Annotated in this window: 22 protein-coding genes and 1 tRNA gene; 8 read left to right on the forward strand and 15 right to left on the reverse strand. The window is 58.8% G+C overall.

Features of this window, described 5'->3' with window-relative positions; translation table 11 throughout:
- Window positions 1-64: 64 nt before the first annotated feature.
- On the forward strand, window positions 65-703 hold the full coding sequence (locus F8O05_RS11365) for an SRPBCC domain-containing protein (RefSeq protein WP_158052866.1): 639 nt from the start codon (window positions 65-67) through the stop codon (window positions 701-703).
- 61 nt (window positions 704-764) lie between these two features.
- Here the strand turns inward: F8O05_RS11365 and F8O05_RS11370 are convergent, their stop codons facing one another.
- The 3 genes from F8O05_RS11370 to F8O05_RS11380 all read right to left on the reverse strand — a co-directional run bounded on the left by F8O05_RS11370 (window position 765) and on the right by F8O05_RS11380 (window position 2,991).
- The gene (locus tag F8O05_RS11370) at window positions 765-1,820 is read right to left on the reverse strand and encodes a zinc-dependent alcohol dehydrogenase family protein (protein WP_158052867.1); all 1,056 of its coding nucleotides are present in this window, start codon (window positions 1,818-1,820) and stop codon (window positions 765-767) included.
- Window positions 1,821-1,881: 61 nt separating this feature from the next.
- The gene (locus F8O05_RS11375) at window positions 1,882-2,655 is read right to left on the reverse strand and encodes a MerR family transcriptional regulator (RefSeq protein WP_158052868.1); all 774 of its coding nucleotides are present in this window, start codon (window positions 2,653-2,655) and stop codon (window positions 1,882-1,884) included.
- Between the two features lie 42 nt (window positions 2,656-2,697).
- The gene (locus tag F8O05_RS11380) at window positions 2,698-2,991 is read right to left on the reverse strand and encodes a 4a-hydroxytetrahydrobiopterin dehydratase (RefSeq protein WP_158052869.1); all 294 of its coding nucleotides are present in this window, start codon (window positions 2,989-2,991) and stop codon (window positions 2,698-2,700) included.
- A 138-nt stretch (window positions 2,992-3,129) separates the two neighbouring features.
- On the opposite strand from F8O05_RS11380, the gene F8O05_RS11385 reads away from it, so the two are divergent.
- The 3 genes from F8O05_RS11385 (at window position 3,130) to F8O05_RS11395 (ending at window position 4,455) form a co-directional block, all read left to right on the forward strand.
- A complete protein-coding gene (locus F8O05_RS11385) occupies window positions 3,130-3,519 on the forward strand; it encodes a YccF domain-containing protein (protein ID WP_158052870.1) in 390 nt (129 codons plus the stop codon).
- A gap of 64 nt (window positions 3,520-3,583) precedes the next feature.
- Entirely contained in the window at window positions 3,584-3,991 is a 408-nt protein-coding gene (locus F8O05_RS11390; RefSeq protein ID WP_158052871.1) for a VOC family protein, read from the forward strand.
- Between the two features lie 44 nt (window positions 3,992-4,035).
- Window positions 4,036-4,455, forward strand: coding sequence for a helix-turn-helix transcriptional regulator (locus tag F8O05_RS11395; protein WP_158052872.1), 420 nt, complete (start codon window positions 4,036-4,038; stop codon window positions 4,453-4,455).
- 3 nt (window positions 4,456-4,458) lie between these two features.
- Here F8O05_RS11395 and F8O05_RS11400 read toward each other — a convergent pair whose 3' ends face one another.
- Both F8O05_RS11400 and F8O05_RS15080 read right to left on the reverse strand, forming a co-directional pair.
- Window positions 4,459-5,199 carry an EI24 domain-containing protein gene (locus F8O05_RS11400; RefSeq protein ID WP_158052873.1) on the reverse strand — a complete coding sequence of 247 codons (741 nt, stop codon included), beginning with the start codon at window positions 5,197-5,199 and terminating at the stop codon, window positions 4,459-4,461.
- A gap of 211 nt (window positions 5,200-5,410) precedes the next feature.
- Window positions 5,411-5,599: an antibiotic biosynthesis monooxygenase family protein gene (locus tag F8O05_RS15080; protein ID WP_225735875.1), complete on the reverse strand. Its 189-nt coding sequence runs from the start codon at window positions 5,597-5,599 to the stop codon at window positions 5,411-5,413.
- Between the two features lie 192 nt (window positions 5,600-5,791).
- On the opposite strand from F8O05_RS15080, the gene poxB reads away from it, so the two are divergent.
- On the forward strand, window positions 5,792-7,525 hold the full coding sequence (poxB, locus tag F8O05_RS11410) for a ubiquinone-dependent pyruvate dehydrogenase (RefSeq protein ID WP_158052874.1): 1,734 nt from the start codon (window positions 5,792-5,794) through the stop codon (window positions 7,523-7,525).
- A 159-nt stretch (window positions 7,526-7,684) separates the two neighbouring features.
- Here the strand turns inward: poxB and F8O05_RS11415 are convergent, their stop codons facing one another.
- A complete protein-coding gene (locus tag F8O05_RS11415) occupies window positions 7,685-9,685 on the reverse strand; it encodes an HNH endonuclease signature motif containing protein (protein WP_158052875.1) in 2,001 nt (666 codons plus the stop codon).
- Between the two features lie 226 nt (window positions 9,686-9,911).
- Window positions 9,912-10,697 carry an alpha/beta fold hydrolase gene (locus F8O05_RS11420; RefSeq protein WP_225735876.1) on the reverse strand — a complete coding sequence of 262 codons (786 nt, stop codon included), beginning with the start codon at window positions 10,695-10,697 and terminating at the stop codon, window positions 9,912-9,914.
- 375 nt (window positions 10,698-11,072) lie between these two features.
- On the opposite strand from F8O05_RS11420, the gene F8O05_RS15325 reads away from it, so the two are divergent.
- On the forward strand, window positions 11,073-11,225 hold the full coding sequence (locus tag F8O05_RS15325) for a hypothetical protein (protein ID WP_404811372.1): 153 nt from the start codon (window positions 11,073-11,075) through the stop codon (window positions 11,223-11,225).
- 30 nt (window positions 11,226-11,255) lie between these two features.
- Here F8O05_RS15325 and F8O05_RS11425 read toward each other — a convergent pair whose 3' ends face one another.
- The 4 genes from F8O05_RS11425 to F8O05_RS11440 all read right to left on the reverse strand — a co-directional run bounded on the left by F8O05_RS11425 (window position 11,256) and on the right by F8O05_RS11440 (window position 13,817).
- Complete coding sequence (locus F8O05_RS11425) at window positions 11,256-11,873, reverse strand: hypothetical protein (protein WP_158052876.1); 618 nt, start codon at window positions 11,871-11,873, stop codon at window positions 11,256-11,258.
- A gap of 328 nt (window positions 11,874-12,201) precedes the next feature.
- Complete coding sequence (locus F8O05_RS11430; RefSeq protein WP_158052877.1) at window positions 12,202-12,639, reverse strand: VOC family protein; 438 nt, start codon at window positions 12,637-12,639, stop codon at window positions 12,202-12,204.
- 133 nt (window positions 12,640-12,772) lie between these two features.
- A tRNA-Ala gene (locus F8O05_RS11435) sits at window positions 12,773-12,845 on the reverse strand.
- Between the two features lie 108 nt (window positions 12,846-12,953).
- Complete coding sequence (locus F8O05_RS11440; protein ID WP_158052878.1) at window positions 12,954-13,817, reverse strand: sulfite exporter TauE/SafE family protein; 864 nt, start codon at window positions 13,815-13,817, stop codon at window positions 12,954-12,956.
- 128 nt (window positions 13,818-13,945) lie between these two features.
- On the opposite strand from F8O05_RS11440, the gene F8O05_RS11445 reads away from it, so the two are divergent.
- The gene (locus tag F8O05_RS11445) at window positions 13,946-15,013 is read left to right on the forward strand and encodes an MBL fold metallo-hydrolase (RefSeq protein WP_158052879.1); all 1,068 of its coding nucleotides are present in this window, start codon (window positions 13,946-13,948) and stop codon (window positions 15,011-15,013) included.
- Complete coding sequence (locus F8O05_RS11450) at window positions 15,013-16,347, forward strand: MFS transporter (RefSeq protein WP_225735877.1); 1,335 nt, start codon at window positions 15,013-15,015, stop codon at window positions 16,345-16,347. The genes F8O05_RS11445 and F8O05_RS11450 overlap by 1 nt, the downstream gene beginning before the upstream one ends.
- Before the next feature lie 5 nt (window positions 16,348-16,352).
- Here F8O05_RS11450 and F8O05_RS11455 read toward each other — a convergent pair whose 3' ends face one another.
- Genes F8O05_RS11455 through F8O05_RS11470 form a run of 4 tightly spaced genes read right to left on the reverse strand, consistent with a single transcriptional unit; the run spans window position 16,353 to window position 18,659 of the window.
- Entirely contained in the window at window positions 16,353-17,294 is a 942-nt protein-coding gene (locus F8O05_RS11455; RefSeq protein WP_158052880.1) for a LysR substrate-binding domain-containing protein, read from the reverse strand.
- Between the two features lie 33 nt (window positions 17,295-17,327).
- Entirely contained in the window at window positions 17,328-17,711 is a 384-nt protein-coding gene (rsfS, locus tag F8O05_RS11460; RefSeq protein WP_158052881.1) for a ribosome silencing factor, read from the reverse strand.
- Between the two features lie 45 nt (window positions 17,712-17,756).
- Window positions 17,757-18,389: a nicotinate-nucleotide adenylyltransferase gene (gene nadD, locus F8O05_RS11465; protein WP_225735878.1), complete on the reverse strand. Its 633-nt coding sequence runs from the start codon at window positions 18,387-18,389 to the stop codon at window positions 17,757-17,759.
- A 24-nt stretch (window positions 18,390-18,413) separates the two neighbouring features.
- The gene (locus F8O05_RS11470) at window positions 18,414-18,659 is read right to left on the reverse strand and encodes a hypothetical protein (protein ID WP_158052883.1); all 246 of its coding nucleotides are present in this window, start codon (window positions 18,657-18,659) and stop codon (window positions 18,414-18,416) included.
- Window positions 18,660-18,664 lie beyond the last annotated feature (5 nt).

Below are 18,664 nucleotides of genomic sequence, written 5' to 3' on the forward strand. Positions count from 1 at the left end.
GATCACTTGCCGGGGCTACCGTTTGCAATAACAACAACGCCAACGCATTTGATCGGAGCCTCGTATGTCTATCGACCCTCAAGTCTCAGCCCATGCAATTCGCGAGCTTCGTAACGGTGAACGCGACGGCTCCGCGACAAAGATTGCCAGCATCCGCATCACATTGCCAACCGGACAAACGGATCTTTGGGGTGCGATTACCTCCGGTGACCGCATCCCAGACTGGTTCTTACCCATTGAGGGTGACCTCGAACTTGGCGGCTCATTTCAGACCGAAGGGAACGCGGGCGGCAAGATTCTCGCTTGCAATGCGCCGAATTCCTTTGCCAGCACCTGGGAGTTTGGTGGCCAGCTCTCCTGGATTCGTGTCGACCTTTCGCGGGGCGAAGACGGCACGGAGCTCCTCCTCACTCACGAAGCCCCGATCGGTGATGGCGAGTTCTGGAAACAATACGGTCCAGGCGCAACCGGAGTCGGCTGGGAGCTCGCATTCCTTGCGCTGAGCGTCTATGTCGACCAAACCACGGTGCTCGATCCCACCGATGTGGGTCTGTGGTCGCAGAGTGCCGAAGCGCACCCCTACGTGCAGAACGTTGCCGCCGCGTGGGCGGATGCCGCGATCGCCGATGGTGAAGACCCAGAGATCGCGCGTGCTGCCGCGGCAAATACCTACGCGTTCTACACCGGGGCAGCCCAGGAGTAGACAACTCCACAGCGGGAGCTGGGCGGAGGAATCAATCCAACTCCCGCTGTGCCGAAGCCCCTTAGGCCTCGAGAATTACTTTGAGTGCCTTCGTTTCGGCTGCTCGCGAGAAGACGTCATAGGCCTCCTCGATTTCATCGAGCTTGAATCGGTGGCTGATAAATCCAGCGATGTTGAGCTTGCCCTGTGCGAGCAGTCGCGTGAGCATCGGCGCGGTGTTCGTGTTGACGAGCCCCGTTGTGATGGTGAGGTTCTCGATCCACTTATCCTGGATCGGGAAGTCCACCGACGTACCGTGCACACCGGCATTGGCCACGTGGCCGCCTGGCCGCACGATGTCGAGCACCATGTCCCAGGTGGTGGGAATACCGACCGCTTCGATCGAGACGTCCACACCGAGTCCATCGGTCAGCGCGAGCACCTGTTCCTTCCAATCGGGGTCAGAACTCAGCACACCGTCGGTGGCACCGAGTTCCTTCGCCTTTTCGATTCGGTTGGCATCCAGATCAATCGCAATTACGCGTGATGGCCCATAGAGGTTCGCCGTGGCAATAGCGGCAAGACCGACCGGCCCAGTGCCCACAACTGCGACGACATCGCCGGGCTTAACCGCACCCAAGACCACGCCGATTTCATGACCGGTGGGCAGAATATCGCTGATCAGCACACCCAGCTCATTCTTCACGCCCTCGGGGAGCAATTGCACGGAGTTTTCCGCGAAGGGCACGCGCACGTATTCTGCCTGGGTGCCATCGATAAGGTGGCCGAAGACCCATCCGATCCCCGATGCGCCCTCGTCAGCAAGGCAGTGTGAGAAGAGCCCCTGCTTGCAATAGGAACATTTTCCGCAAGACGAGACGCAAGAAATGATGACGCGGTCACCGACCTTCAATGTCGTGACCGCGTCACCGACTTCGGTAATGACACCGACGCCCTCGTGACCGAGGATGCGCCCCGGAGTTACCGCGGGAACATCACCCTTGAGGATGTGCAGGTCGGTGCCACAAATTGTGGTGGTTTCGATTTTTACGATGACATCGGTCGCCTGCTGAATTTGCGGGTTGGGGACTTCCTGCCACGCCTTTTCGCCTGCGCCTTGATAAACGAGAGCTTTCATCTACGCACCTTTCATCGGGTGACGCCGACGGTGGCGTCACCACAGAAGTTAGGTGAATTCGCTACAAGTCTGCTGTCAGAGCATGCCGGAGTGCGTCACGCACGAAGATAGCGCCTGAGGTTCCGCCATAATTTGCGGCAAAGCGCTCATCCAAAACATACATATCGGCAAGCGCGAGGACGTATGTGCGAAATTCTTCCTCGTTCTTGGTCTGTGCCCCGGGAACCGAATGCAACCAGGCGATGTGCCTTTGCGCGAGGTCCTGCGCGGCAGCCGAGTCCGCCGCGCATCCGGGATCGATCGCGGCAGCCTGCCACGCATCCATGAGCGATTGCGTGCGCGCCTTGAAGTCGGCCTGCTCGTCGTCGCTGAGTTCCCGCCACCAGGTATCACCGCGTGCGTACGACTCCTTTCCCCAGCGGTCTTCGACTTCTTCCCGGTACTGGGTGTGATCAAACCCATCAAACATTTGCTCCGCCATGAGCGTCTCCTGTCCTGCTAATGCGCGTATCGTGTGCTCGACGGCGGCAATCTGCCGGTCAAGTTGCTGCTGTTGCTGCTGCAGCAGTTCAAGGTGACGGGCCAACACCACGGGTTCTTCGGCATCACGCTCCAGGATCTTTCCGATTTCTGGCAGGCTGAGACCGAGCTCCCGCAGCAGCAGGATGCGCTGCAAGCGGATGAGCTCCTCCTCGCCGTAATAGCGATATCCGTTGTGGCCGATCCGTCGCGGTGGCAACAGCCCCAGTTCGTCATAGTGCCGCAGCGTTCGACTTGTCGTCGCGGCGAGCTTTGCGAGTTCCTGAATCGACCATTCCTGCGTTGTTCCGTCCATGGAAACAACGCTAAAGCTTGACGTTACGTCAAGGTCAAGCGGCTAGCTTCGTTCCAGACCAGATTCTTCGATGACTGTTTCGGCAGCCTGCGCAAATCGGATATCCCGATCGCTGAGTCCTTGAATGTCATGGCTCATCACCCGCAGCCAAATCCGGTTATAGCGGACGTTAAAGTCAGGGTGGTGCTGCTGTGCCTCTGCGAGTTCGGCAATCTTGGTGAGGAAGTCGAAGGCCTCCCGGAAGTCTTTCGCTTTCAGGTCCACTTCCAGGCCGTCCTCGCCAACCCGCCAGTTTGGTACCGCACGCTGGGCTTCCTCGGTCGAGATCCTCGCCATAATGTTCTCCCTCGTCGATCTGATCTTGTCAGTGTCACACCGAGTGCTGGGAGTGTCGAGGGCAGATCAGCGGATTCAAATGTCTCGGATGGCTTCGGGCGGCTGCAGGTGGCGTCGGATGACTGCCAAGATGGAGCCATGAAGACCATTCTTAACATCATTTGGCTCGTGCTGTCCGGGTTCTGGCTATTTCTGAGCTACATGGTGGCCGCGCTGGTCATGTTCATTTTCATCATCACTATCCCCTGGGGCATTGCCGCCGCGCGTATTGGGGTCTACGCACTGTGGCCCTTCGGCCGAGAAGTGGTCAGCAAGCCCACGGCCGGTCTCGGTTCCCTGCTTGGCAACATTATTTGGGTGGTGCTCGCAGGCTGGATTCTCGCGCTCGAACACATCATCAGTGGGGTGCTGCTGTGCATGACCATCATTGGGATCCCGCTCGGTATCGCAAATTTCAAACTCGTACCGGTTTCACTTATGCCGCTCGGGAAAGAAATCGTCGACGGGCGAGATCTGCGGGCACGCTAAATTCGCGGCGAACTTGGCCGAAATCAAGAAGTGACTCGGCGGCGCCAGGAATAGCGTTATGGACATGAACATCAACATTCACTACGCATTCTTACCCCACACCGATGCGGATGCGGCGCTCAAGTTCTATCGCGATACTCTCGGTTTCGAGGTTCGTCAAGACGTTGGCTACGAGAACATGCGCTGGCTCACGGTCGGTCCCCCGAATCAGCCCGAGGTCGGTATCGTGCTCACACCACCCGCGGTACTCCCCGGCATCACCGAGCATGAGCGGGAGGTGATCTTGGATCTGATCGCGAAGGGAGCGTATGGCGCGCTTACGCTCGCGAGCGATGATCTCGACGGGCTCTTCGCAAAGCTTGAAGCCGCCGGGGCCGACGTCGTCCAAGAGCCGATCAATCAGGACTACGGTGTGCGCGACTGCGCCTTCCGAGACCCATCCGGCAATCTCATTCGCATCAACCAGCTCTAATCATGTGTCACCCCGCCCGCAGGGTTACCTGGAACAATCTCACCATGGCCAACTCACGCTCCGAATCCGAGCGGCTACGAGACCTCGTAACCCTGCGACGGGTGCGCGACCGCATCGACCGCGACTATGCCAAGCCGCTTGATGTCGAAGCGCTCGCGCGCGGGGCCAATATGTCGGCACGACATCTCGGACGCGAGTTCAAGCGTGTCTACGGCGAAACACCATATTCCTATCTCATGACGCGGCGCATCGAACGAGCCATGACACTGTTACGGCGCGGGGATCTCAGCGTGACCGACGTCTGTTTCGAAGTCGGATTCTCATCGCTCGGTACGTTCAGCACGAGATTCTCCGAGCTCGTGGGCATGTCACCGAGCGTCTATGCTCTCACCGAGGTGGATGCGCTGGCTGGCATCCCGCCCTGTCTTGCGAAGCAAGTTACACGGCCCATTCGTCACCGGTAGACCTCAGCGGTGGTCAACCGTTTCACCGAGCAGATCCTGCACCAGTTGCGTACTGCCTGCCACCGCGGCGGGCATGGTGATGATTGCACCAAGCGGCACCAGGAACAGTGCGCTTGTTGCCGCGCCGAAGCCAAGGACGCGGCCCCGATTCTGGCGAAGCAGCTCAGCCCGGTCTCGAGGTTCGATCCCGCGAGCAGTCAGAGCGCGCGAGGTGTGCTCATCCGCGAGTACCCAGCCGCTGAGAAGAACCCCAAGCGTTGCACCAACAAACCCACCGATTAGAGGAATCAGCCCACAGACTGCCGCCAATATGGCAATGCCGATGCCCTTGAGGATCAGCACGATTGAGTCGCCGATTGCTCCCCACAAGCTGTAGTTGGAATCAGGCACCCGACCGGCTCTGGACTGCTCGACGCTCTGCCAGATCCGATCGTAAAAGGGTTCACCCACCATGAGCGTGAGCGCGGTGAAGGTGAAGATGGCGATCACTAGGGCACCGGCAAAGATACCTACGCCAATCGCGATCTGAACCACGACCGCCAACCAGGCGGCCCAGCCGTCGGTCCACGGTGTAGCCCAGGACACGATATCGTCCAGCGCAAAGGCCAAGAATCCGAGCCCGACACCGAGCAGCACCGCCACTATGAGTGCGGGAACCAGTCCCGCTGCCATCACGGCGGGGTTGACTCGCCACCAGCCGAAGCCAGCGATGAGCGACCGTACTCCGAGCCAGAATTCACGCATCTAAGGATTAAATCAAACAGGATTAAATCAAGCCGGAGCATGAAACGAACCCACGCGGCAGGTAGTCGGTTCCTCGGCAGTCCCAACCCTTGCGTAATCGAATGGGCTATTCGCTCAGTGGGACCACGTCGAAGCCGAGCAGCTCAACGCTCATGTCGCGACGCTCATCATCAGCGTGGTTACCCTTGGGTCGCGCGGCTGACCACTTTTCTTAGTTCTCACGTGAGTCCCAGCGCGTGACGACGAAGTAGCGGGTCTCACCGAAGGCCGGGCGAAGCAACTCGAAGCTTTCAAAGCCTTCAGCCGTGTCAACGGCCTTCTTCCGGGCCGCAAAGCGCTGTTCAATTTCGGCCGCGGCGCCTTCCGGGAAGGTCAGCGCAGTGATGTTGACGAACGACATGAATTCTCCTTCGATCTGCGGGCGAATCGTTTACTTAGGCTAGCCTAAGGCGCTGCGCAGCGGTCGATCAGCCTGGTACGAGGTTTCGCAACCCTGACAATGCTGTGTAAAGCGCATCCACACTCACGGAATTGCGCGTTCTGAGGCCTACCCTGGCGGCACATCCTGCCCGAAACCATCAAGGGAGTTGCCATGCGAACCATTGCCGACACGATCGTCGAAACCATCAAAGATGCTGGGGTTGAGCGCGTATATGGCCTTCCGGGTGATTCATTGAATGGGTTCACCGACGCGCTGCGGCGTGACGGCGAAATCGCCTGGCAGCATGTACGTCACGAGGAGTCGGCTGCATTTGCTGCCGCGGCCGAAGCAAATCTGACCGGAAATCTGACGGTCTGCGTCGGCAGCTGTGGCCCCGGCAATACTCACCTGTTGAATGGGCTCTTCGATGCGAACCGTAGCCGAGTCCCGGTACTGGCGATTGCCGCGCAAATTCCAGGGGCGGAAATCGGTAGTGGCTATTTCCAGGAAACCCACCCGCAGGAACTCTTCCGTGAAGCATCCGTCTATTGCGAAATGGTGAGCTATCCCGAGCAGCTGCCCTATGCCCTAGAGATCGCAATCCGGACTGCCGTTGAGAAGCGTGGGGTTGCCGTGCTCGTGGTGCCGGGAGAGATTTTCTTGAAGGAGGGTGGCGACCGGCGGCGTTGTGCCCCAATTACGCAAGTCGCGAAGCTGGTACGCCCTACGGATGAGTTCCTTGAGCAGGCGGCGGAGCTCCTGAATGATGCGAAGAAGGTGACGATCCTTGGCGGGGCTGGCGTGGAGGGTGCTCATGGGGAATTGATTGCGATTGCCGAGCGGCTCAAGGCCCCTGTCGTGCATGCCTTACGCGGTAAGGAGTTCATCGAATACGACAACCCCTATGACGTTGGCATGACGGGGTTGATTGGGTTTTCTTCTGGCTATCGGGCGATTGAGGATTCGGATGCGCTGCTGATGCTCGGTACCGATTTCCCGTACCGGCAGTTCTACCCGTCCAAGGCGAAAATTGTGCAAGTCGACATTCGAGGAGAAAACCTCGGTCGCCGCGCGCCAGTGGATCTCGGGCTCGTCGGAAGCGTCAAGGATACGGTGCAGGCGCTACTACCGCTGTTGAAGGAGCGAAAGAACAGTAAACATCTCGAGTCTTCGGTGGCTGACTATCAGAAGGCCCGTAAGGGGCTTAACGATCTGGCGAATAACGATCGCAATCGACAGCCTATCCACCCGCAATATGTCGCGAAGCTAATCAGTGATTTGGCGAGCGAGGATGCGGTGTTCATTCCCGATGTCGGTTCCCCCACTGTCTGGGCTGCGCGCTATCTCAAGATGAACGGCGAGCGTCGGCTGATTGGCTCCTTTACTCATGGCAGCATGGCGAATGCGCTGCCGCAGGGAATCGGCGCACAGTCGGCGTTCCCCGATCGGCAGGTGATTGCGCTCTCTGGCGATGGCGGGCTCGCGATGCTGCTCGGTGAATTGATCACGCTGCAGCAACTCAAACTCCCGGTGAAGATCGTGGTGTTCAATAATTCTTCCCTCAATTTTGTTGAGCTGGAGATGAAAGCAGCCGGGTTCGTGAACTACGGCACGGGGCTGGCGAACCCCAACTTTGCCGATCTCGCGAATGCGATGGGTATTCTCGGCCAACGAGTTGAGGAACCGGATGATCTCGAAAACGCACTTCAAGTCGCGTTTGCTCACGACGGGCCCGCCTTGGTAGATGTAGTGACGGCTCGTCAAGAGCTCTCTATCCCACCCACGATCACGGCCGCGCAGGCTAAGGGCTTCACCCTCTACTCGCTGCGGACCATCATGTCTGGTCGAGGCGAGGAGCTGCTCGACCTTGCTGAGACGAACTTGTTCCGACGACTGTTTAGTTGAGCCCTCGGTTCGCGTACGCGCACACGATTTTGCGCTGTGTCAACGGCGGGTAGCGGGTTCCCGTTGCCCTTCGTGGGGTCGGGGTTCCCGCTACCGCCGTGTTTGCTTGGATGCGTTGGGTGGCTTGGGTCATGCCGATGGCGATGTTCGGGACGACCTTTAGAACGGGGGTGGCCCGTATTCCCAAGTCGGTACGAACACCGGCCCGTACGGTCTCGGTCGGGTGGTCGCGACCTGGCCTTGCGGGGTGCGCCATTCGAGCACGCCACCGCCGAGGTTAGTGACAGTCCAGGGTTTGTGGTGTTTTTGGACGTGGTGCCCGCGGCACAGATGGGCGAGGTTCTCAACGTCGGTGAGACCGTGCTCGCTGTATGGATGGGTGTGGTCCGCGTCGCATCGTTCGGCGGGGCGTATACAACCCGGGAACCGGCAGGTGCGGTCGCGGATTTCCAGGAACCGACGCATGCCGAGGCACATCTCATATTTATCGACCGCGGTCACTTGCCCGGTGATCGGATGAATCAAGATGCGTTGAAGGAACGAGGAATCGGACGCGAACTGGCGGGCTTGTTCGATACTCATCGGGACCATGCCGTTCAACAGTGCGGGGCCGTGCCCATCAGCCCGCCAACCAGCACCAGCAGCGCTATTTACGGTGCCGTTCGCAATGGCTTGCTCGGCAGCGCGTTCGGCGTCCAGTAGGGAGAGCGCGGGCACGGTGACGCTCACGGTGGTGGTGACGCGGGACTCGCCGGGTGCTGCGCACAAGAGAGTCTCGATGAGCAGGTCTGTGCGCAGTTGCGCCATCGTGCGAGTGTCTGGTTGGAATGGCACGGGCTCTGGCAGTCCGTGCTCACGTGCATGTGCGACTGCTCGAGCGTGCTCCTTGGCGGCTTTATTGTCCAGTTCACGTAGTTCACGGGCACCGCGTTCGAGGAGCTCTACTGCAGGGGTGGCGAGTTCGCTGGGGATATAGGCGGTGAGCGCGGCCATGCCGAGCCCGTCGTGGCGCACGCTCACGTTTCGGGCGGCACGGGCGTTGGCGTGGGTTTCTTCGAAGGCGGTGGCGGCGATAGTGGCGGCGGCTTCTTCGGCGAAGTGGCTGGTTTGCCGAGGAGTGTTGGCGAGCGCAAACTCGAGCACTACGGCCCCGTATTCGGGTTGGTGCTCATTCGGGAGTTGCCGGCCGTGTTTGAGTAGGCCCTGAATATGGCGCAGGTCGATGCGCCCAGCTTCGAGTGCGTCGAGCCAGGCGGGGAACGCGGTGGTGAGGAGGTTTGCGTCGCCGGCCCGGCCGCGGAGGGCTTGGTCAGTGTCATTGGTCGCGATGGCGTATTCCCCGATGATTGAGGTGAGGTGCCAGGAGAACACGCGTTGTTGGTCTTCGTCGTCGAACCGCACCTCTTGTTTCTTCCCCGTGGTCGGAGTGAGTTCGGCGATGGCGCGTTCGAGCGCGATCTCGTACGCGTTCGCAAGGGCCCGGAGTTGGCTGGCGTCTGCGGCAGCGCGGGCGCGGTAGGCGTCGGTGAACGTGGCCAGGCTGCTGGTGATCTCCTCGTGCCGGATCGTGTCCGCGGGCGTGGAGGCACCGGTGTTCGCACGCGGACCTCCGCGACGATCACCACTACCTTGGTGGTCTGATCGTGGCTTCGGGCCTGCCGGGCTGATGTCACCGCGACACGCAGGGCTAGGCGCAGACGCATCGGCCGGAATGGTTACGGGACCTGGGACCGCTGGAGCGCCTGGTGAAGGCACCGCAGCACCCGAGCCCGTGGGCAGCTGCTGGTGCTGCGAAGTTTCGGGCTGGTCGTGCTTCGCGGCCAACTCTGCCTGTTGTTTGGTTTTCTTGGCGGCTTTACGGGCAGCTTTCTTCGCCTTCTTCTCTGCCTTCAGTTGTGCCTGGTAGGCAGCACGAAGGTTCTCCACCGCGCGAGTGTAGCGAGTCCTGCGCGGCTGGGTGGGAGCTTTCGGAATAGCCGTGCTCACGGTGGGTTGACCGAATGCGGGTAGGTCAAGAAACTCGGCAGAGTTCAGCACCCGCCCATCCACGGTACGAACGAAGAAAGATTCACCCGCACCAACGCGCTGATCGCAGGAAGCCGCTTCGGCACCCGCTGCAGAACCGGTCTCGCTGGAAATAGCGCTGTCGATTGCGGTCATGAGCACCCTCACCTCCCGTCACTGAACTGAGCCTCGCACGAAGCAAAGTTTCGAACCCGTACTGAGTACTTTATAGCACAAAGAATCGAATATCAATAGCTGCGGGAATCGCTTTCTCGTTCGAAGCTGGAGTTTGCGAAGCCACGGACTCGCCCCATTGCAAAGCTAGCTTGAGCCACCGACATTCCTCGCGAGGATGCCTAGCTTCACCCCAACAACGGTGACCTCAAGCTGCGAAAAATGCGCTGATTCGATCCTGCGCCTGTGGCGAATCAAGGTGTGGGCAATGCTTTGCGTCCGGGTCAACCCAAAGCTCAGCTTCTGGAATGTATGCGGCCATTCGTTCCGCACTTGCTACGGACGTTACCTGATCCGCAGCCCCGTGGACGATCAAGGTTGGGCAACTCACGAGAGGCAACTGATCCCAAGCATCGTGTGCCTTGCTTGCCAGAAAGTGGTCCCGGCGAGCCGAAATGCTCGCATCCCTCGCGAAAAACTCCTCGACAACCCCAGGATGCCGCTCGCGAAACTCGTCGCTAAAGAACAGCGGCGCCATCTGCTCCGGACTGCCGGACGCGAGCAGCGCATCCACCCCCGCAGGCCGCGGACCGTCCATCCGGCCACCACCCGTAGTGCTAACAAGTGCCAGTCGCTCAACCCGTTCCGGACTGTCAATTGCGAGCCACTGCCCAACACGACCACCCATCGAATGCCCGTAGACGGCTGCCGACTCGACTCCTGCCGCCTCAAGCACCGTGACTGCATCCTGTGCAAAGTCTCGTGTCGTGAAACGAGACCTGTCCCCGCTGGTGCTGCGACCAGTGCCTCGATGGTCGTAGAGGATTACCCGATGATTTTCCGCGAGCCCAGGAAGCACATGCAGCCAACCGCGATGGGTCGTTGCTTGACCGGCAATTAGCAACAGTGGCGCACCGGAACCGGTACTCCACCACGAGATTTCTGCACCGTCATTCGTCAAAACCATGCGTTCATTCAGCGTCGAATTGCTCATTATTCCCCTTGTAGGCATTGTCAGAAAACTTACCGAAATGACGCGCCAACCACCGCACCAAAACCGAACTGAGACTCAAGGTTCGTTAACAGGCAGCTGCCGTTCCCGATCACGACCGCCTCACTGACCTCGAGTAATCCAGCCCGCATTCAACTCCCCACCGCTTCCTGCGCATCATGAACGATGGAATGTGCTGCGCCGCCCACAAGGCGCGTTCGCAGTCATCCGCATAGCACTCACATGGCCACGACAGATATTCGCCAAGGTCTTTTCCGTAAGCGGGCCTATCTTTGCTCCCAAATACGGCAGGAATTGGGATCGCAACTGCGGCCATTCCTCGAACTACGTGCAATTCTCCTAAGCTAGATCACCTCACTGCTTGGGAAAATTGGAGCCACTTCCCCGCAGCCTTCAGCGCGAATGCTGATGGCAACGGTCGATGGTTTAGTACTTCATCGCGTGACGGTCGACCCGGATGCACCGATCGGCCCCGCCATTGAGCGCGCGATCACGGCGTGCTTGAACTGAACCAACAACCGCTGGCGAGCGCGCGCAGATCTACAGGAATTCGAATTCGAGTCGAACGTCTGCATCGATCGACTCAACCAAGTTCTCGAAGAAGTTGATCGTCTGTTCTTGAAGTTGCCCCTCATATTCAGTGATGTATTCAGATTTTGACTCACTGTTCAGGATCTCATTAGCTACTTCAGACTGATCGATCTCTGGAGTTGTCCAGGCAAGCGCACCGTTCTGTTCAATCGCGGATTTGAACTCGATCTCATCGTGCCCAATAAAGATGAAATCAGGCACGGTGACCAAGAACTGATCGGGACTAGTCTGCTCGATATTGATGTCCTTACCTTCAACCCCGAGCTTGGCTTTGAACGAATAGCCCACGAACATGACCCGCTCGGAACCAGGAACCTTCCAACCGAAAATCTCTTTCTGGCTCTGTTGCCGTTCTTGGAGACCTTCAATCCCGAGACTCAACAGAACAATCTGCTCTTCGGGCATCACAGCGAGAACTTCTTCATAACTCGAGGGCCCCGCGGTCGGCTCTTGAGAACTACTAGAGAAGACGGAAGGCCAGGTGCCCGCTCCGATCACTAGCCCCGTGCCAAGGCCCAAGACAAGACAAACAACACCGGAAACTATCGCCCAAACCAACTTTTTCACGCAAGAAACCCCCACGGCTAGGCCATGTTCAGCCCCGAATTTGGATTTACCGAAACACTAAAGAACGAACAAAATGCGGATGAACCCAAATGCGGCGAGGTCATCATTCCCAGAAAGATTATCACCGGAATTGCGCTTCACTTGCACCATCGCATCGTCGTTGAACGTAGCCGTGCAACTTCGCGATCAAACCGCGAGTTGAGGACAGTGTTGAGTATGCCGAATCTCGAAGTCACTAATCTTGAACGATTCGACTTCAACTACTTTCTCGACTTTCGCGTCAGCCTAAAGGCTCAACTCCACCCGGTCCAGCCAAGACCTCGTGGGTTTATTTCCCTCGCAGGTCTTCTGCCAGCATGACAAGGATGTCGCTGGGCCCGCGGAGATAGGTGAGCTTGTACACGTCCTCATAATTAGCCACACCTCGCAGTGGATAGCATCCATGCTTCGCCGCTGCCTGCAGCGCCTCATCAATGTCGTCTACCGCGAAGGCAACTCGATGCATCCCAATCTCATTCGGAAGGATCGGCTCCCGCTCAATAGCCAGGGGATGGATGTACTCGAAGAGTTCGATTCGCCCGTCTCCGTCTGGCGCAGCAAGCAGCGCAATCTTTGCGTGATTCCCATCCACGCCAACCGCGGTATCCGCCCATTCGCCGCTAACGGTATCGCGGCCGAGCAGCGTCATTCCGAGATCGGAGAAGAACGCGATCGCTTGGTCTAAGTCCCGGACAGCAATGCCTACGTTCTCGAGCTTTAAGTGCATGCGAGAAGCCTAGGGCGGGGTGATGAGAGCTGGCGAGCTATCTCGATGGCGAAACGGCCGCCCACAATGAGCCACACACTAAAAAAACCACCCTTGACCAAACTAAAATGCCTGATCAGAGGTGGTTTCCGAGTGGAGCTAAGGGGATTCGAACCCCTGACCCCCTGCATGCCATGCAGGTGCGCTACCAGCTGCGCCATAGCCCCGTATTCACTTAGCTGCTTCGCTCGAAGCAACTCCACGACTATAGCCCAGATTTTCCATCGACTGCAAATCGGCGCGGAGATCTGGCGAAGAAGCCCAGTGAAATGAACCTACTTGCTCTTGCGACGAGGCCAAGCATCCACAGCCATACGAATCATCACCAACACAAGGAAACCCGCGAATGTGATGTTGGCAGCCTGCGGGGACAGGGCTCCGGCCAGCCACACACCGAAAGGCGTCACTACAGCGGCACCCAGACCAATGGCAAGCGAGGCGCGAAGATCGACATTTCGGCGTCGAGTATTCGCAATTGTCCCGGACAACCCCGTCGCAATGATCATGAGCAGCGAAGAACCCTTTGCGATGAGGTCACTCGTACCGAGCAGCAGCACCATCGCGGGCACGACAATCACTCCCCCACCGATGCCAAGCAATCCGGAAGAAATCCCCGCGAATAGCCCGATGGCAACAAGCGCCAAGCCATGCCAGAAGTCAACGTCAACGGCCGTGTCTCGCGAAGGGATCACGAGAAAGAGCGACACAATGACTACGACGAGGAACACAATGAATGCCCACTGCAGTGTGCGTTTTGCAAGCCTCGCGAGCAACCACGCCCCAATTGGCGCCCCGAGTACCGAACCAACTGCAAGCAGGAGCGCGAGAATCACACTGACGTTCCCGCTCAGCGAATACGAAACCACGCCAACGATGGACGGTGCGACGATCGCGAGCAGCGAGGTTCCGGACGCCAGCCGCTGATCAAAGTGGAACAAGTACACCAGTATCGGCACGATGATGATGCCACCGCCGACACCAAACAAACCGGAGGCGAGACCAACCGCGAGCCCCGTAAGAATTAGTCCGAACCAATTGCGGCGAGGGGCAAGGGCAGGTGAGTTCAAGAATTCTTCCGATCGATCGGCTCCAGCGGCAACGATAAAGACGCTACCACCGAGGCCACGCAATCCCGTCATAAGTAAAACCGATTTCGAGAATAGGACTAATCCGTTTTACTTCTGCAACTTCTCCCCGCAGAGTGGATTCATCAGCACCGCAAGACGGTGCGGAATCGGAACTCGATCACTCATACAAGGGAGTTGCAGTGAATACGACTGTTGACCTGACACCGCGAATAGTCACGCTCGGCACCGCCGGCGGCCCTCGCTGGTGGGCATCGAAGAACGGTGAACACCGTCACGGGATCGCTACCGCTGTCGTCGTCGGCGACGTGTTCTACCTCGTGGATGCAGGCCTGGGCGTCGGTCGCCAGTTGGAAAAAGCTGGCCTTTCCTTTAACCAAATGCGGGCGATGTTCATTACTCACTTGCACTCCGACCACACCGTAGACATCCCAAGCCTGCTGCTCATGGGGCTCTACGAGCGTGACGTCGCCGGGTTGGCACCGATCCGCGTACTCGGCCCCGGTGACCGTGGGGCACTACCTCCGGTCTCGCCGCGCGCAGAGATTGCACCACAACCCGTGTGCCCAGAAAACCCGACACCGGGAATCACCGGACTCATTGACTCGGTCGTTCAGGCCTTTGCCACAGACTTCAACGATCGCATTCTCGATGCTCTCCGCCCTTCCCCGCTTGACTGCTACCAGGCCACTGACATTGTGATTCCGGCAGATATCGGATACCACCCGAACGACAACCCCACGCCTGCGGGGATGGCACCCTTCGAGATCTACCGTGACGAGCTCGTGACGGTAACGGCAATCCTCGTCGAGCATCCGCCCGTTGCTCCGGCATTCGCATTCCGCTTCGACACCGCGGAGGGTTCCGTGACAATCTCCGGCGACACGACGGCCACCGATAATTTGGTCACACTCGCCAAGGACACCGATCTCCTCCTGCACGAGGCCATCGACTTTGACTGGGTGGCAGCTCGTTATGGTTCGAGTGACGCAGAAGCCGATCAGGCCTCCATCGATCATCACCGTCGGTCACACACCAGCCCAGAACAGGCCATCGAACTCGCTGAACGCGCTGGTGCCGCCCGTCTCGCGCTGCATCACCTGGTACCCGGCAGCAAGACCGAAGCCCAATGGCAAGAGTTCGCGCCCACGTTCTCCGGCGAATTCTTGATCCCGAACGACCTTGATTCCATCTCGTTTGCGCGCAAGGAAGCCGCAATCGAAACCACTCCAATTAAAGTAGGTGCCTAGTGAAAACCACCGCTCCCGCCCCGATAGAAACTTCGGCTATCAGTACGTCACTCAACACGAGCATGATGCGGCGCATCCTCGCGTCGAGCTTCTTCGGCTCCATGATCGAGTTTTACGACTTCATCTTGTTCGCCACGGCGTCATCGATCGTGTTTAGCCAAGTGTTCTTTGTGGATCTAGACCCGGGCCTCGGGCTGTTCCTCTCCTTCACGATTCTCGCGGTGGGATACGTCGCACGGCCCCTCGGCGGCGTCGTCTTTGGACACTTCGGTGACCGTCTCGGACGCAAAGGCGTCCTCGTCCTCTCAATGATGCTCATGGGTGGCACGACCGTGGCAATCGGTTTGTTTCCTCCCACAGCAGTCATCGGCGTCGCCGCACCGATTCTTCTGACCCTCTTCCGTGTGGTCCAGGGACTCGCAGTTGGCGGCGAATGGGGTGGCGCCATGCTCATCGCCCTCGAGCACGCGCCAAAGGAACGTCGCGGTTTTGCGGCCAGCTTTGCCAACATGGGCGGCCCGGCCGGTGCTGTCATGGCTACCATCGTCATGTCCGTGTTCACGATGCTGCCAGACGAGCAGTTCATCGCTTGGGGCTGGCGTGTCCCCTTCCTCCTCAGCGCGGTACTTGTGCTCATTGGTCTCGTTGTCCGCTTGAAGGTCCAAGAATCGCCTCTCTTTGCCAAGCTTGAGGAGAAGGCCGAAGAGCGCAAGACGCCTATCGTCGAGGTGATTACCAAATACCCGAAGAACCTCATTCTTGGCATTATCGCGGGCATGAGTTCATACACCGTTCAGGGGCTCATGACAGTTTGGGCCATTGCCTATGTCATCAACAATGGTCTCGACGCCACCCACGTGCTGTGGGTGAAGGCTCTCGGCGCCGCATCCACGGTCGTTGTGGTGTGGTTCGCCTCGCGCCTTTCAGACCGCTACGGTCGTCGTCCAATCATGATGCTCGGCATGGCACTTGGTGCGGTCGCCGCATTCCCAATCATGTTCATGCTTGACCTCGGCTCGCTGTGGGCATTCGCACTCGCGCTAATCATCACGCAGGGCTTCGTCCAGGGAACAATCTTTGGCCCCTTCGGTGCGTTCTGCGCGGAGCTCTTCCCGACCCGAATCCGCTACACCGGTTCGTCGCTCGTCTACCAGGCGTCATCGACGCTTGGCGCCGGCTTCACTCCGATGATCGTGTCCGGTCTGGTTGCCCTCGTTGGCGGTTCACTATGGCTTGTGGCAGTGGTGTGGATCGCTGTATTCCTCATCGCTATTCTCGCCACTCGCTTCGTCAAGGAAGGCCGCGACGCCGACCTCGAAAGTGAAATGCGCTAGAGCCACTAGGGCGCGTCAGGTGCGCGGTTGGATGCATTGCTTGCATCCAACCGTGCACCTTCTGCTTTGCACAGACCAATGAGTTCGGCCAGGCGTCGGCTCCGCCGCTCCTGGACGTATGCGATGCACACGTCGCTCGATTCGAAATCGATGAGCGGAATCGTCACGATTGGCAAGCCGTCATAAGAAATATCAACGGGCGGTCGCTGCACCAGGACACTCCAGCCAAGTCCTCGGGCAACCATACCTCGCACCGCCTCAAAGCTCGTAGACCGCCACCGGACATTCGGCCCCAGTCCAGCAGCGCGAAGCTTCGGAAGCTGAGCGTCGCGGACAGAAGGTACATCCAACAACACGAATTCATCGTCACCGAATTCAGACACGTGAACCGCATCCCGATCAGCCAGACGATGGGAAGGCGAAACCAGTGCGTAGCCTTGGCCCTTCCGGATCACCTCATGCAAAACCCCGTCCACAAGATGGCCGGTATGGGTAATGACGGCGTCGTATCGGCCGTCAAGCATCCGACGCTGCAACTCGTGACCGTCTCCCTCATCAATCCGAACTGAAACTTCGGGATTCGGAATGATGAATTTCTCTGCAATGAAGGGCACCCAGAATGGCGCCACCGCCGTGTAACAACCGATATCGAGTGGCCCCACGAGGTGCCCGGCGCGGTCCACCATCTCTTGTTGAACATCCGCAGCACGCGCAACAAGCGCGCGCGAATCATTCAGAAATCTCCGACCAGAAGACGTGAGTTGAATGCCGTGCGAACGAGTTCGCACCATCAATTGCTGGCCGACAGCCCGTTCCAGTTCACTGAGCGACTGCGACATTGCCGCCTGCGAAATATGCGCAGCCTCCGCGGCGGCCGTGACGGTCCCAACATCGGCAGCGGTAATGAAGTGCTGCAGCTGGCGAAGTGTGAAGCGAAACGGTTCCACAGTCCTACCGATCCCGAAGCGCCGCGTGAGCTGTTACTCCCCCGCAGCGTCCTCCTCGGGCAAAGCTAACTCAACCACCGGAGCATCCGCCCAGATTCGCTCGAGACCGTAGTACACGCGATCTTCCTCGTGGAAGACGTGGACAACGAGGTCACCAAAGTCAACCAGCACCCAGCGGCCGTTGTCGGTGCCCTCGCGGCGCTTTGCTTTGATACCGAAGTCTTCGCGCAGGCGATCTTCAATTTCCTCGGCGATCGAGAGCACCATGCGCTCATTCCGGCCTGAAGCAAGCAGGAAGACGTCAGCGAAGGGCAGATTCGCACTCACATCCAGTGCCACCAGGTCGAATGCAGATCGTTCGTCGGCTGCTCTGGCGGCGACTTGGGTGAGTTCGAGGGCGTGCTCGCTTGCCGTCATAAAGAAGGTTCTCCTACTGAGGTAAAAGGTGGATGCCGCGAAGGCTTATTCGTGAGTTTCAGGTTGGCGATATAGCTGGTTTTTCGCGATGTACTGTTGCACACCGTCCGGAGTCAGGTACCAGACCTGATACCCCTTACGGACCCGAGCTCGACAGTCGGTCGAAGAGATCGCCAGGGCCGGGATTTCGAGTGTGGAAACATGCTCTTCCGGCAACCCATCGAGATTAATCTCGTGCCCCGGTCGCGAAACCGCGACGAATCGCGCGTATTGGAACATCTCTCGAGAGTCTTTCCACTCGAGGATCTGCGTGATCGCGTCGGCACCGGTAATGAAGAACAGGTCCGCGTTTGGCGCCAGGGTGTTGATATCGCGAAGCGTGTCGATCGTGTATGTGGGACCACCGCGGTCGATATCCACACGGCTCGTCTTAAAGCGCGGGTTGGAGGCGGTGGCAATCACCGTCATCAAGTAACGATGCTCAGCGTCGCTCACGCCGGATTTCATGTACGGCGTTCCCGTTGGGACAAAGTACACCTCGTCCAGGTCGAAGTGCTGTGCTACTTCGCTTGCTGCGACGAGGTGACCGTTGTGGATGGGATCAAAGGTACCGCCCATGATCCCAATCCGACGCCGGCGGCGGACTGCTACGTCCGCGTTCGTTTGAGTTGGCGTCACGAGGCGCTAAACCGAGGCGGCACCCTAGTGGGTGTCGTCGTGTCCCGATTCGATGATGGGCTGGCCCGGGTGACCAACCGGGTCATGCTTGTAAAGACGTGCGGGCGACTCGTGGCGAGCCGCCATATTACGGAACGAGAACGTCACGAGCGCGATCGCCATAAGCAGCACGAACATCATGATGCCAAACACAATGGGTGGGAAGACCATGGGCCCGGGGGTAATGATCATTTCCTCGGCAGCCTGAATTACGGTCGGAAGCTCAAACATAGTCA

The organism is Gulosibacter chungangensis (genome assembly GCF_008831155.1).
Lineage (GTDB): Bacteria > Actinomycetota > Actinomycetes > Actinomycetales > Microbacteriaceae > Gulosibacter > Gulosibacter chungangensis.